Annotated in this window: 13 protein-coding genes and 4 tRNA genes; 9 read left to right on the top strand and 8 right to left on the bottom strand. The window is 69.3% G+C overall.

Features of this window, described 5'->3' with window-relative positions:
- Nucleotides 1-50: 50 nt before the first annotated feature.
- Complete coding sequence (locus tag AB0O93_RS05975; protein ID WP_363341457.1) at nt 51-1,214, top strand: SLC13 family permease; 1,164 nt, start codon at nt 51-53, stop codon at nt 1,212-1,214.
- On the opposite strand, the gene AB0O93_RS05980 is transcribed toward AB0O93_RS05975, so the two are convergent.
- Nucleotides 1,211-1,876 (bottom strand): DNA alkylation repair protein, encoded by a 666-nt coding sequence (locus tag AB0O93_RS05980; protein ID WP_363341459.1) that lies wholly within the window; start codon nt 1,874-1,876, stop codon nt 1,211-1,213. The two genes, AB0O93_RS05975 and AB0O93_RS05980, sit on opposite strands and share 4 nt — an antisense overlap.
- Before the next feature lie 90 nt (nt 1,877-1,966).
- On the opposite strand from AB0O93_RS05980, the gene AB0O93_RS05985 reads away from it, so the two are divergent.
- The 5 genes from AB0O93_RS05985 to AB0O93_RS06005 all read left to right on the top strand — a co-directional run bounded on the left by AB0O93_RS05985 (nt 1,967) and on the right by AB0O93_RS06005 (nt 5,969).
- The gene (locus AB0O93_RS05985; RefSeq protein WP_363341460.1) at nt 1,967-2,740 is read left to right on the top strand and encodes a hypothetical protein; all 774 of its coding nucleotides are present in this window, start codon (nt 1,967-1,969) and stop codon (nt 2,738-2,740) included.
- 170 nt (nt 2,741-2,910) lie between these two features.
- Nucleotides 2,911-3,252 carry a hypothetical protein gene (locus AB0O93_RS05990; protein WP_363341462.1) on the top strand — a complete coding sequence of 114 codons (342 nt, stop codon included), beginning with the start codon at nt 2,911-2,913 and terminating at the stop codon, nt 3,250-3,252.
- On the top strand, nt 3,249-5,138 hold the full coding sequence (locus tag AB0O93_RS05995) for an alpha/beta hydrolase (RefSeq protein ID WP_363341464.1): 1,890 nt from the start codon (nt 3,249-3,251) through the stop codon (nt 5,136-5,138). Before AB0O93_RS05990 ends, AB0O93_RS05995 begins: the two co-directional genes overlap by 4 nt.
- Complete coding sequence (locus AB0O93_RS06000) at nt 5,128-5,592, top strand: hypothetical protein (RefSeq protein ID WP_363341466.1); 465 nt, start codon at nt 5,128-5,130, stop codon at nt 5,590-5,592. The genes AB0O93_RS05995 and AB0O93_RS06000 overlap by 11 nt, the downstream gene beginning before the upstream one ends.
- A gap of 83 nt (nt 5,593-5,675) precedes the next feature.
- Complete coding sequence (locus AB0O93_RS06005) at nt 5,676-5,969, top strand: hypothetical protein (protein ID WP_363341468.1); 294 nt, start codon at nt 5,676-5,678, stop codon at nt 5,967-5,969.
- 103 nt (nt 5,970-6,072) lie between these two features.
- On the opposite strand, the gene AB0O93_RS06010 is transcribed toward AB0O93_RS06005, so the two are convergent.
- From AB0O93_RS06010 to AB0O93_RS06020, 3 genes are all read right to left on the bottom strand, one after another.
- A tRNA-Val gene (locus tag AB0O93_RS06010) sits at nt 6,073-6,144 on the bottom strand.
- A gap of 26 nt (nt 6,145-6,170) precedes the next feature.
- Nucleotides 6,171-6,241 (bottom strand) — tRNA-Cys (locus AB0O93_RS06015).
- Nucleotides 6,242-6,288: 47 nt separating this feature from the next.
- Nucleotides 6,289-6,361, bottom strand: a tRNA-Gly gene (locus AB0O93_RS06020).
- Between the two features lie 148 nt (nt 6,362-6,509).
- Here AB0O93_RS06020 and AB0O93_RS06025 point away from each other — a divergent pair.
- Nucleotides 6,510-6,582 (top strand) — tRNA-Val (locus AB0O93_RS06025).
- Nucleotides 6,583-6,645: 63 nt separating this feature from the next.
- Here the strand turns inward: AB0O93_RS06025 and AB0O93_RS06030 are convergent.
- The 4 genes from AB0O93_RS06030 to AB0O93_RS06045 form a co-directional block, all read right to left on the bottom strand.
- On the bottom strand, nt 6,646-7,110 hold the full coding sequence (locus AB0O93_RS06030; protein WP_363341869.1) for a type II toxin-antitoxin system PemK/MazF family toxin: 465 nt from the start codon (nt 7,108-7,110) through the stop codon (nt 6,646-6,648).
- Nucleotides 7,111-7,228: 118 nt separating this feature from the next.
- On the bottom strand, nt 7,229-8,458 hold the full coding sequence (locus AB0O93_RS06035) for an ammonium transporter (RefSeq protein ID WP_363341470.1): 1,230 nt from the start codon (nt 8,456-8,458) through the stop codon (nt 7,229-7,231).
- 225 nt (nt 8,459-8,683) lie between these two features.
- Nucleotides 8,684-9,709 carry a cell division protein ZapE gene (zapE, locus tag AB0O93_RS06040; protein WP_363341472.1) on the bottom strand — a complete coding sequence of 342 codons (1,026 nt, stop codon included), beginning with the start codon at nt 9,707-9,709 and terminating at the stop codon, nt 8,684-8,686.
- Nucleotides 9,706-10,932 (bottom strand): alpha/beta fold hydrolase, encoded by a 1,227-nt coding sequence (locus AB0O93_RS06045; RefSeq protein WP_363341474.1) that lies wholly within the window; start codon nt 10,930-10,932, stop codon nt 9,706-9,708. The genes zapE and AB0O93_RS06045 overlap by 4 nt, the downstream gene beginning before the upstream one ends.
- A gap of 25 nt (nt 10,933-10,957) precedes the next feature.
- Here AB0O93_RS06045 and AB0O93_RS06050 point away from each other — a divergent pair, with 25 nt between their 5' ends.
- Together AB0O93_RS06050 and AB0O93_RS06055 are read left to right on the top strand one after the other, a co-directional pair.
- On the top strand, nt 10,958-11,542 hold the full coding sequence (locus AB0O93_RS06050; protein WP_363341476.1) for a DUF3000 domain-containing protein: 585 nt from the start codon (nt 10,958-10,960) through the stop codon (nt 11,540-11,542).
- Complete coding sequence (locus AB0O93_RS06055) at nt 11,539-12,738, top strand: ribonuclease D (protein ID WP_363341478.1); 1,200 nt, start codon at nt 11,539-11,541, stop codon at nt 12,736-12,738. Before AB0O93_RS06050 ends, AB0O93_RS06055 begins: the two co-directional genes overlap by 4 nt.
- Nucleotides 12,739-12,773 lie beyond the last annotated feature (35 nt).

Consider the following 12,773-nt stretch of genomic DNA (forward strand, 5'->3'; position numbering starts at 1 on the left):
ATCCCGGCCGGTCGGACACGGCGGGCCTTCCGGTGGCCCAGTATGGAGCGGTGACTCTGGCGATCATCGGCGCGGCGCTCGCCGCTCTCGCCGCGATCGCGGTGGTGGCCGGCATCCTTTCACCCGCGGAGCTGACTGTCGTGGCCGACCGCGTCTGGCCCGTCCTCGTCTTCGTCGTGTCCGTCACCGTCGTCGCCGAGCTCGCGGCGAAAGCAGGACTCTTCGACCTCCTCGCCGGCAGGCTGGCCCGCCTCGCGCGTGGGCGGAGCGCGGTGCTGTGGGTCCTCATCGTCGCGCTCGCCGTCACTGCGACGGCGTTCCTCTCCCTCGACACCACCGCGGTCCTGCTCACGCCGGTCGTCGTCGCGATGGCGGTGTCGAGGCGGCTCGATCCGCTGCCTTTCGCGTTCGTCACGGTCGTGCTGGCCAACACCGCGTCGTTGGTCCTTCCCGTGTCGAACCTCACCAATCTGCTCTCCCTGGACCGCCTCGGCACCGGCCACGACCCGGCGGCCTTCCTCCGGCTCCTCGGGCCGTCGGCCCTGCTCGCGATCGTGGTCTCGGTCGCAGTGCTGTCGGTGGTCTTCCTGCCGCGGCTCCCCCGGACGCACCCGACCGCGTCCGAGCCCGTCGGCGCCGATCGTCCCCTCCTGATTGCGGCCGGTGTCGTCACCGGCGCTCTCCTCCCCCTTCTCGTGAGTGGTCTGGAGCCCTGGATCCCCGCGACGGCCGCTGCGCTCGCGCTGACCGTGATCTTCGCCTGGCGCGCACCGAAAGCGCTGTCGGTGCGGCTCGTCCCCTGGTCGCTGCTGATCTTCGTGCTCGGTCTCTTCACCGCCGTCGCGGCGCTCGAGTCGCTCGGAAGCGGACGCGTGCTCGGGGCGATCGCCGGCACAGGCGAGGATCTGTTCACGCTCTGGCAGCTCGCGGGAGCCGGCGCGCTCCTCGCGAACGGCATCAACAACCTCCCCGCCTATCTCGCCCTCGAGGCGGTGGCGGACTCCCCCGCGCGTCTGGCCGCTCTGCTCGTCGGCGTGAACGCCGGGCCCCTCGTCACCCCGTGGGCGTCGCTCGCGACCCTGCTCTGGGCGGACCGGCTGCGCGCCGCCGGGGTGCCGGTGCGGTGGCGGACCTTCGTGATCCTGGGCCTCGTGATCGCCCCGATCACCCTCCTTCTCGCGGTGGTCCCGCTCGCCCTCGGGGCACCCCGCTAGATCAAATGACGCGCCGCCTCCCGGCGCGACAACGCTCGGAGGTCGTGAGCGTCGAGGTGGGCGCGCACCCAGTCCGGGTCCGTGCGCGCATAGTCGCGGAGCGCCCAGCCGATCGCCTTCGCGACGAAGAACTCCGCGTCCCCGCGGCTGGGCTCGATGACGTCGGCGAGGAGCGCGCGATCCGTCCTGTGCTTCCTGCCGAGCTGGGAGATGATCGCGAGCCGCCGGATCCAGAGGTCCTCGTCGACGCTCCACGCGCGGACGACACGGGCGGTGGTCACGGCATCCGCGTCGAGCATGTCGGCCACGCGGTGGCTCAATTCGTCCGTGATGTCCCACGATCGCCCGGACCGGACCATGGCGGTCACGACCTCGAGCGTGTCCGGCGCCCGTCGAAGCCCGGGGAGCCCGCGGAGGGCCATCGCGGCGTACCACTCCTCACGGTGCGTGACGGTGTCCCAGAGAACGGATGCCGCTTCCGCCGCGACCGGGATCTCGTACGATCGCGCGGCCGCACGTGCCACCGCCCGGACCTCGGGAAGGCGCACCCCGTAGAACGGGAGGACGGACGTCATGTACGCCTGCTGCGCCACCGCCCTCTCGGGGTCGGCCCGTGCGCGGAGCGCGTCTCTGATCTCCCGCACGAGGTCGTCGGATCCCATGCCGAGACGATAGTCCCACTCGGGACGCAAGCCACGCGTCGCGAGAGGCATTCCCCTTCATGTCTTCCTACTCGTCGTAGCCTGCTGCCCGTGATGTACGCCACCACCCCCCTCCGACTGACCGCCGCGGTGCTGCTTCTGAGCACCGCGGCGGTGAGCGCGGCCGCGTGCGCACCCCGCCCGCCCGTTGAGGACAGTGCACCGGCCTTCGCGCTCACATCCGCTGACGCCGTCATCCCCGACGACCGCGTCGAATATCCCCTCAACTTCATCTTCATGGCCCCCGAGGGCGACACCATCTGGACCGACCTCACCGGCCTGACTTTCGGGGAGTTCGACTTCGCCCCGGGCGAGTTCTCCGTCACGCAGGGTGAGGGCACCGACGGCTATCTCCTGGGGAACCTCAGTGTCGAGATCACTCCACCCGACACGGCGGTCACCTTCGACACGGTCGAGCTGTTCTACGACGGGCTCACTGAGCCACGCACGTCCGACGTCGGATCCTGGACGATAACCACCGCACCCGCTGAGGAGTTCGCGACCACCACAGCCGGCGCGGAGGTCGCCGCGATCGCCGGATGCACCAGCGCGAACCTCCCGGTCGCCGCCGACGTCACCGCGGTGTCCGACGTCACGACCGGCGTTCCAGACGTTGAAACCTCGAGCGTGGAGTTCCTCCCCGAGGAGCGGGCGGTCCGGATCGGGCTGGACTGCATCGACACCGCCGACTTCTACATCATCAGCCCGTCTGCGACCCTCACCACGGGCGGGACCGACACGGCTGCCCGCTTCGCACCCATCGCCATCGGGTACCAGGACATCGACGACGAGGACCTGCAACGCATCCGGAGCCGCGTTGGCTGACGCGTCACTCTCCCCGGCCGGCGTCGACGCGCACTGCCCGGCCGCTGACATGCCGCGCCGCCAGCGTGAGCGTCGAGGGCGGAACCGCACTTCCCTGACTCCCGCCGTGTCGCGCGAGCGACTGTGGATAGCCCCGGCCGACGCGCGGAGCCCGTCCGTATACTCTCCGGATGCCTCGCTACGCCATCGACCTGAGCGCCACGGTCGCGCTCACCGAGGCCGTCTCCACCGACCTCACGGATGCGGGTGAGTATGCGACGAGGGCGCTGAGCGCCAGCAGTGCCGCGGCGGGCTCGCTCGGGTCCTTGGCCGGTGTTGCCGCGCTCGTGGAGGGTGTGACCGAGGCGCGGCGCACCTCAGCGACAGCGGCCACCCTGCTCGGCACCGAAGCGGTACGCGCGGTTCGCTCGGGTGTGCTTGCTTTCGTGCAGGCCGACGAGGAGATGACGGCGACGACCTCCTCCGCGGAGGCGCCCATCCGCGGGCGTGGATTCGGGCCGCAGGCGCTGTGACGCTCATCTCCCTAGAGGCCGTTCCGGAGCTCCCCGCGGACCCCGAGGCGTTGGCGTCGGCGGCGTCGGAGATGACGGCGGCAGCGCAGCTCCTCGCATCCGTCGCGGACACCCTGGGGGCGGAGTGGGGAAACCTCCCCGTGGTCTACGACACACCGGAGACCGGCTCACTGGCCTCAACGCTTCATCCCGTGCGGAACGCGGCGCAGGACACCGTGGACACGGTTCGGACCATGGCGGGTGCGCTGGATGACCTGGCGTCGACCTTGGCGTCGGCGAAGTACCGGCTGGAGCAGTTGCGGCCCGAGGTGCCGCTGCTCCGTGCTCGCGCGGCAGAGCATCAGCGGGAGCTGGAAGAGCTGTACGACATCCCCGTCGAGGCGGACGCCCTTCCCAGCCACCTCTCGCTGTGGAATGACCGCCTCTGCTCCGAAGCGGTCACGATTCGCGCTCTCATCGAGGACGCAAGGGACCGTTGCGAACGGCGGCTTCGTGCCATCGGGGATGCCCCGGCGGTCCCGCGGGTGACGAGCACCCTCACCGACCGTGCGCCGGTGATCGAAGCTCGGACGCAGGAGGCGTTCACGACCGCTGTCGGGATGGCCATTCTTCGACAGTTGAGCGGTAGCGACGGTGCTGCTGCCGCGAGGCTCCTCGCAGTGAATCCGGACTGGCTGCTGCTCCTGCAGGACTACCCGCCGCCACCGGACGAGGTGAACCGGTGGTGGGTGGGACTTGTGCCGGCTGCCGCGTCCGCTCTGGTCGCGGCGGCACCCCGGCTCGTCGGGAATCTCGAGGGTGTGCGCTACGCCGACCGGGACCGCGCGAACCGGCTGTCCCTCGCCTCCGACCTCTCCCGAGCGGAGGATGCCCTGGCCGCGGCGGAAGCGGCGACGACATCAGCGGCGGTGCTTCTCGGTGGTCCCGGAGCCGCCCAGGCCGCCGCGGAACGCGTGTCGGACGCGCGGGCTCAGCTGGATGCTCTGCGCAACATCAAGGCCGCCCTCGGGGTCCGAGCGAACGGGGCGCCGGTGACGCTTGTGAGTCTCACGTCGGACTCGCCTCCCCTCGCAGCGGTTGCCATCGGTGACCTCGACACGGCCGACAACGCCACCTACCTCGTGCCGGGGATGGGAACTACGACCGCAGGGATGCACGCCTGGACGACATCTGCACGGAATCTACATTCCACCCAGGAGAAGGTTCAGCCTGGGGTGACGCACGCGGTCGTGGCGTGGGTGGGGTACGAGACACCTCCGGTTCCCGGGGAGCAGGGCGGGTTCGACGTTCTGCAGAACGAGCTTGCCGAAGCCGGCGGCACCCGACTGAACTCCGCCCTGAACGGCTTCGGCGCCACCCGGGCGACAACCGCCCCCGCGCTGAATGTCGTCGCGCACTCGTACGGCACGACCACAGCTGCGTTCGCGCTCCAGGAGTCCGGAACCCGCGTGGACACGTTCGTCAGCGTCGGCTCGGCCGGACTGCCCGAATCAGTTGCACACGCGAGCGACCTCCGCGCCGAGACGGTGTACGCAGGGCAGGCCCGGAACACCCTGCCCTTCGTCGAACCCGGCCAAGGCGACAGCTGGGCGTGGGTGGGCCGGACCGGCGAACACCCGGTCAACCCCGTTAGCGCAGACTTCGGGGCCACCACGTTCGGTGTCGACGGAACCGACGGCCTCCTCCCCGTCACCGACCACGCCACCTCGGTACCCAGCGAGGACGGCGCCGGGTATCTCGACCTCGGTACCGAATCGCTACGCAACATCGCGCGGGCGACAAGCGGACAAGAGCAGACGCTTACCCCGCACTCACCGAAGGGCCCGACAGCTCTGCAGGAGGCACTACTGCGCGGGCTCGTGAGAGAGTCGACGCATGCGCGCTAGAACGATGATGGTGACGCTGGCGGCGGCAACGGTCCTCCTCGCCGGTTGCTCCCCGCAGGAAGGCACGGACATGACGCCCGACCAGGCACGCGACAACCTCATCGCCCTCATCGAGTCCACCGCCGCTGAGCTCGGAGGGGCCTGGGAGGATCCCATCCAGCCGTATCCGGAGGGCTGCACGATGAGCGGGGGCGCCTCGGGTGTTCGCTACAACTCCGGGGCGGGCAGTGCACCTTCAGCCGACCCGGAGGTCGACGCTGAGCGCGTTGCGGAGTATTGGCGGAGCCTCGGCATGGAAGCACGCGTGGTCTTGGACCCACCCGCGGCGGTGTTCGCAACGGGTGGCGCGTCCACGAACATCTCGTTCGACGCGGGCCCGCAGTCCTCATCCATCCTCGGCAGCTCCGTGTGCGTACCGGGTGACCCTATCGAGGAGCAGGAGCGCAACAGCTGACAACCGTGGGGATCGAGGCCTCAGCATCGGCCCGCGATCTCCACCCTAGACGCCTATAGGGCAGCTTGTGGCTGAGTTCTCTGGTGACCCACGTGGTGTTCTGTGTGCAGCAGATCCTGACCGCTGCGCATATGGGTGTCACCGGCAACGAGAGGATCCCTACGCCTGCCCAGACGATCCCGTACCTGTTCCTCGACGTGGACGACGTACCGCATGGTCCACGCGTGAAGCAAGGGCACGAGCGGACCGCCGTCATCGAGGAACGCCTCCCCGTATTGCGGCGCATCATGACGTCACGCGGAGTCCCCGACGCCGCCGTGGGCGACGTGCCCCTTACTCGTGGTCCGGAAGCCTCTTGGGCGCCATCCCGGGCATGAATCTCCCGAGACGGGCGAATCCTTATGGTGCATGGATGGTGCAAAACACTTCCGAAGCGTCCAGAAAACCAGAAAACCCCCGGAATTCCGGGGGTTTCTCTCGTGCGCGATACTGGGATCGAACCAGTGACCTCTTCCGTGTCAGGGAAGCGCGCTACCGCTGCGCCAATCGCGCCCGTGTGGGCTATGAAGTTATGAGCGAGGTGGCGACGGGATTCGAACCCGTGTAAACGGCTTTGCAGGCCGGTGCCTAGCCGCTCGGCCACGCCACCGCGTGTGGTTTGACCCCACGTGCTGGTTCCAGGAACCACTGCACTCGAGCGGATGACGAGACTCGAACTCGCGACCCTCACCTTGGCAAGGTGATGCGCTACCAACTGCGCTACATCCGCATGCTCCCGGATTTCCCCGGGCGCTTGAATGACTTTAGCCCAGGACGGGCCGAGTGCAAAACCAGCCGCGCCCCGGGTGTGTCCCGGGCGCCGGTGTCGTTGGCGACCGTCCGCGTCGGGTAGGATCGGTAACCGGCCACACGGCCATGGGCGATTGGCGCAGTTGGTAGCGCGCTTCCTTCACACGGAAGAGGTCATCGGTTCGAGTCCGGTATCGCCCACTCCTGACCCTCGCCTCGGCGGGGGTCTTCTGCGTGGGGCCGGGTCCGCCGGTTCCGGCAACGTCAGGCTCCGGCATCCCATCCGTAGCGCTGCTGCAACGCCCGCGCGACGCGGGTGAACCGATCCAGGTCGAGAGCGGCGGCCTCTCGGCGCATACCGTTCCGGTGGACGAGGTAGATCTGCTCGATGTCCACCCAGGAGGGCCGCCCCTGCGAATCCCATGCCCCCGAGCCGAGCGGGAGGAAACCGCGGTCTCCGTCGTGAGCCCTGCTGGTCAGCCGCACGCCGTACACGTGGTCGTCGTCGCGCCGACCGATGACGAGCACAGGACGATCCTTCCCCCGCCCGTCGTTCTCGACGTAGGGCACCCACGTCCAGATGACCTCGCCCGCGTCAGGGTCGCCGTCTGCATCGGGGGCGTACGCGAGCCGCAGGTCCGCGGGCCGCGGCGGTCGGATCTGCCGAGTGGTGTGCGGAACGGACGCCGGCGCCTCCGCGTGGCGGGAGGTGCGCGCTCGCGGCGGCACGAGCAGGCTCAGGGCTTTCGAGAACAGCGACGAGAGGCGACTCACCCGCTCACCCTACGACGAGCGGCAGGGGCGCCGCGGAAGATCCGCGACGCCCCTGCCGGGCACTGCTGCGATGTCAGACGCGCTCGTCGATGAGGTAGCCCTCTTCGCCGTGCACGCTGGTGTCGACACCGGCGAGCTCGTCCTCGTTCTTGACGCGGAAGCCGATGGTCTTCTGGATCGCGAAGCCGATGATGAAGGCCACGACGAAGGAGTAGACCAGGACGCCCACCGCGGCGATGACCTGGACGATCAGCTGCTCCCAGCCGCCGCCGAGGAACAGGCCGGTCTCGGTCGCGAAGAAGCCGAGGTAAACGGTTCCGATGAGGCCACCGACGAGGTGGATGCCCACGACGTCGAGCGAATCGTCGTAGCCGAGCTTCCACTTCAGCTCGATCGCCAGGGCGCAGACGGCACCGGTGACGACACCGAGGAGGAGCGCCCAACCGGGGGTGAGGTTCGCGCAGGCCGGGGTGATCGCGACGAGACCGGCGACGGCACCCGAGGCGGCGCCCACCGAGGTGGCCTTGCCGTCCTTGAGCTTCTCCACGATCAGCCAACCGATGATGCCGGCGGCGGTGGCACCCAGGGTGTTGATCACGATCAGACCGACGACGCTGTCCTCGGTGCCCAGCGCGCCCAGACCTTCCGCTCCGCCGTTGAAGCCGAACCAGCCGAACCACAGGAGCGAGGCGCCGAGCAGGACGAGCGGGACGTTGTGGGGCTTCTGGATGCCCTTCTGGAAGCCGATGCGCTTGCCGAGGACGAGCGCCAGGGCGAGTGCCGCAGCGCCCGCGTTGATGTGCACCGCGGTACCACCCGCGTAGTCGATGACCTCGGCGGTGAACCCGAGCGAGGTGCCGAGGTTCAGGATCCAGCCGCCGCCCCAGACCCACGCGGCGACGGGGAAGTACACCACGGTGGCCCAGATGCCGGCGAAGATCATCCACGCGCCGAACTTCGCGCGGTCGGCGATCGCGCCGGAGATCAGCGCGACCGTGATGATGGCGAACGTGGCACCGAACAGGGCGCCGACCAGGTCATCGCTGCCGAGGCTGCCGAGACCGAGGTCCGAGAAGGGGTTTCCGGCGAAGGCCCAGACGTTGCCCTCGGGCACCGCGCTCATATTGAAGCCGTAGATGATCCAGAGCACGCCGATGAGCCCCATCGAACCGAAGCTCATCATCATCATGCTGACGACGCTCTTCGCTTTGACGAGGCCTCCGTAGAAGAACGCCACGCCTGGCGTCATCAGAAGCACCAGCGCTGACGCGGTGATCAACCAGGCAAGATTTCCGCTGTCCATGAGATTCCTCATCCATGTGTCGTGTTACACAAAAAGCCCCTGCCGGCGCCGAGTCGGGTCACGGCTGTCGGGCACGCCCAGTTTCCCGAGCGGGGGTTTCGAGCGCCGTGCACCCCGTGTTTCGCGTTGGTTACGCGAGGGAACGCGAGGTAAACATCACGTTTCGCGCCGACGCGAGAGCACCGGGAACGCCCGGAGCGCGCTCGACGAGCGGATGCCGAGGTGTCAGGCGAGCGTCGAGGCGACGAGGCGCGACATGGCGCGCAGGTACTTCTTGCGGTAGCCGCCGGAGAGCATCTCCTCGGGGAAGACGCCGTCGAGGGAGACTCCGGTCGCTCGGATGGGGATTTGCGCGTCGTAGACGCGGTCGATGAACGCGACGAATCGCAGCGCCGCGGATTGGTCGGTGAAGACCTCGACGTCCCGGAGCCCCACGGTGTCGACGCCCTCGATCAGTCGGATGTACCGCGAGGGGTGCACACGGGCGAGATGCGCGATGAGATCTTCGAAGCGGTCATCGGTCGCGGTCCCCACGGCCGCCGCGTCACCGATCGCGGCATCGTACTCGGAGGTGCTGAGTGATACCGCGTGGCCGTCGACGGCGCGCTGGCGATAGTCGGTCCCGTCGATGCGGACCGTCTGGAACCTCTCCGCCATCGCGTGGATCTCACGGAGGAAGTCCTGCGCGGCGAAACGCCCTTCCCCGAGCGCGTTGGGCGGCGTGTTGGAGGTCGCGGCGAAACGCGTGCCCCCTGTGACGAGCTCTCCGAGCAGCCGCGTCATCACCATCGTGTCGCCGGGGTCGTCGAGCTCGAACTCGTCGATGCAGAGGAGATCCGCACCGCGGAACAGCTCGACGGTGTTCTTGTAGCCCAGGGCGCCGACGAGCGCGGTGTACTCGATGAACGAGCCGAAGTACTTCCGTCGCGCAGGCATGTCGTGGTAGATCGCGGCCAGCAGGTGGGTCTTCCCCACACCGAAACCGCCGTCGAGGTAAACCCCCGGACGTGGAGCGGGTTCGCGCTTGGCGCGACGGAAGAGTCCGCCCTTCGCCGGCGCCGGTCCTCCTCCGGCGAACCGGACGAGGAGATCCTTCGCCTCCTGCTGCGAGGGGTACGCGGGATCCGCACGGTAGGTGTCGAACCGAGCGGTGGTGAACTGCGGCGGCGGCACGAGGGCGGCCACCATCTCGGCGCCGGAGAGCTGCGGCGTGCGGTCGACGAGGTGCACCACCCCGGCGGCGGCGCTCATCGGGCATCCTCCGAGGGCTGCTCCTGAGGCGTGAGACCCCGGCCGTCGAGCCAGTCGGAGATCGCCGAGCTCCAGCGCTCCTGGTCGTAGTTCCAGAGCTTCGTGTGTCGCGCCACTTCGAACACCTCCATGCGGACGAGATCCGGGCGCGCGACGAGGAGATCGTGCGAGGCGTCGGAGGGGACGAAGCCGTCGTCGTCGCTGTGCAGGATCAGGATCGGATGCCGCAGCTCCGCGGCGCGGGCGATGACATCCAGACGGTCGAAGGGGATCCGACCTCCGCTGTGCACGAGAGCCGACCCCCAGTCGGTCTCGAGCGCGTGGATCGCCAGCGAGCTGACCGGGGCAGGTACTTTCATCATGCCGGCCTGGTAGTCCAGCACGACCCGCCAATCAACCACGGGCGAATCGAGGATCAGCGCGGCGATGCGGTCGCGGTGAGCGGAGTTGAGCGAGACCTGCAGCGCGATGGCGCCACCCATGGACCAGCCCATGAGGATGATCCTCTTCGCGCCGCGACGCCGGGCGAAGCCGACGGCCGCGTCGACGTCGCGCCACTCGGTGGCTCCGAGGGCGTATGTGCCCGCGCGGCTCCGTGGCGCCTCGCCGTCGTTGCGATAGGACACCACGAGCGAGGTGATCCCGAGGCCGTGGAACAGCGGGACGGCGCGGAGGCATTCCGCCCTCGTCGTGCCGCGCCCGTGCACCTGGATCACCCAGACGTCGCCCTCGCCGGCGGGGAACAGCCACGCCGGGCAAGGGCCGATGCCGGATCCGATGAGCTCGGGCGTGTAGGGGAGGTGCAGGTCGGAGGGATGGTCGAAGTACCAGCCGCTGAACGCCGCCGCACTGTCGAGACGGGCATCCGCGCCGATGTGGGTGAGGAGCTTGCGCGTCACGCTGTCGGCGTCTTCGGCGAGAACCGTCCCCAGCTTGAGGTACGGCTCGGACCCGCGCGTGAACAGTCCGTACCTCCCCGGGAGCGCGGTGTCCTCCGTCTTCGAGAGTCGGATGGTCTGCGCGGTGGTGTCGAGATCGAGGATCTGCGTATCGGCCACGCGGGCTGCGGGTGTCACGACCCGTCGCGCCATCCGCAGGGCCGTCAGGGCCCACAGACCCAGCACCGCCGAGAGCGCACTGCTCAGGACCGTGATCAGGACGCGGATCGCGGATGCCGGGGCGGGGAAGGCGCCGCCCGCAGCGGCGCGCCTGGAGGAGACCATCGGGGCCTCACTCTAGTCTGTCCGGGTGGAAGATCACCGCCCTCCGGCGTCGCCGACCTTCGCGCAGGTCGCGGAGGATGTTCGCGCGGTCGACTACCGGGACGATTTCTCCGTCCGCGAGATTCCGGCCCCCGCCGGCCTCGCCCCGGACTCGATCGCTTTGGCCGGAGATGTGCGTCCGAACGCCACGACGGGCGACTCCGTCTTCGGGACGGGGCGCTTCATCCTGTTGCACGACGACAGCGAGCCCGCGTCCTGGGAAGGACCCTGGCGGATCGTCTGCTTCGCCCAGGCACCGCTCGAATCCGACATCGGCGTGGACCCGATGCTCGCCGATGTCGCCTGGTCCTGGCTGGTCGATGCACTGACGTCCCGCGAGGCGTCCTTCCACGCAGAGGCGGGTACCGCCACGAAGACGCTGTCACGCGGGTTCGGCTCCCTCGCCGCCGAGGGCGACGGATCGCAGATCGAACTGCGCGCGTCGTGGTCGCCCACGGGCCCCATCGAGCGACACGTGGAAGCATGGGCGGAGCTCGTGTGCATGCTGGCGGGGCTCCCGCCGGGTTCAGAAGGGATCGAGATGCTGGGATCGCGCAGGTCGCTGCAGTGACGGCGTACGACGTGATCGTCGACGATGCGGGATTGCAGGAGGCGGCGCGTGCCCTCGCGGCCGGCACGGGTCCCGTGGCCATCGACGTCGAACGCGCCTCCGGATTCCGGTACTCGCAACGGGCTTATCTGATCCAGGTCTTCCGGCGCGGGGCCGGCGTGTTCCTGTTCGATCCCCCGCCGATCGCCGACTTCTCTCCGCTCCAGGATGTCCTCGTCGACGAGGAGTGGGTGCTGCACGCCGCCAGTCAGGACCTGCCGTCGCTACGCGAACTGGGTCTGGAGCCGGAGCGGATGTTCGACACCGAGCTGGCGGCCCGCCTGCTCGGCCACGAACGCGTGGGTCTCGGCGCCGTGGTGGAGCACACGCTCGGCATCACGCTGGCCAAGGCGCATTCCGCCGCTGACTGGTCCACCCGCCCCCTCCCCCAATCCTGGCTGGAGTACGCCGCGCTCGACGTCGTGCATCTGATCGATGTCCGCGATGCGCTCGTCGCCGAGCTCGAGGAGCAGGAGAAGACGGAGTTCGCGGAGGAGGAGTTCCTCGCCGTCCTCCTGCGTGAGCCCAAACCTGCGCGCGAGGAGCCCTGGCGTCGGATGAGCGGGCTCCACGCGGTACGCGGCCGCCGCGGACTCGCCGTCGCTCGCGCTCTCTGGACGGCGCGGGAGGAGTACGCCCGCGAGGAGGATGTCGCGCCCGGCCGTCTGGTGCCGGACCGTGCGCTCGTCGCGGCGGTCATCGCCGATCCCCGCTCGAAGCAGGAGCTCGCCGCGGTCAAGGAGTTCACCGGTCGAGCCAGCCGCTCGCAGCTCGATCGCTGGTGGGCCGCGTTCGACGCAGGCCGTGCCGAGACCGATCTGCCCCGCGAGCGCGTCTCCCACGGCGACACACTCCCGCCGCCTCGCGTCTGGGCCGATCGCAACCCCGACGCCGATGCCCGATTGAAGACGGCCCGTCCGCGGGTGGAGCAGCGGGCGGAAGAGCTCCGGATGCCGACGGAGAACCTCCTGACGCCCGACCTGCTTCGGCGCGTGGCATGGGCTCCGCCCGCGGTGATGAGCGTCGACGCGATCGCCGCTGCGTTGCTGACCCTCGGCGCGCGCGGTTGGCAGGTTGACCAGACTGCACAGCTGATCGCGGATGCCTTTGTGGATTCCGTGCAAGAGCCGGCGGAGGCGCCCCCGACCGATTCGTAGGTATCCGCCACCGGGTTCTGCCCGCCCTCGCGGGC

The organism is Microbacterium sp. NPDC077184 (assembly GCF_040687055.1).
Classification (GTDB): Bacteria; Actinomycetota; Actinomycetes; order Actinomycetales; family Microbacteriaceae; genus Microbacterium.

Excerpts from the sequence above, each read along its gene's own strand:
- AB0O93_RS05980 (WP_363341459.1), bottom strand. The coding sequence starts at position 1,876 with ATGGGATCCGACGACCTCGTGCGGGAGATCAGAGACGCGCTCCGCGCA.
- AB0O93_RS05990 (WP_363341462.1), top strand. The coding sequence starts at position 2,911 with ATGCCTCGCTACGCCATCGACCTGAGCGCCACGGTCGCGCTCACCGAG.
- AB0O93_RS06000 (WP_363341466.1), top strand. The coding sequence starts at position 5,128 with ATGCGCGCTAGAACGATGATGGTGACGCTGGCGGCGGCAACGGTCCTC.
- AB0O93_RS06035 (WP_363341470.1), bottom strand. The coding sequence starts at position 8,458 with ATGGACAGCGGAAATCTTGCCTGGTTGATCACCGCGTCAGCGCTGGTG.
- zapE (WP_363341472.1), bottom strand. The coding sequence starts at position 9,709 with ATGAGCGCCGCCGCCGGGGTGGTGCACCTCGTCGACCGCACGCCGCAG.
- AB0O93_RS06045 (WP_363341474.1), bottom strand. The coding sequence starts at position 10,932 with ATGGTCTCCTCCAGGCGCGCCGCTGCGGGCGGCGCCTTCCCCGCCCCG.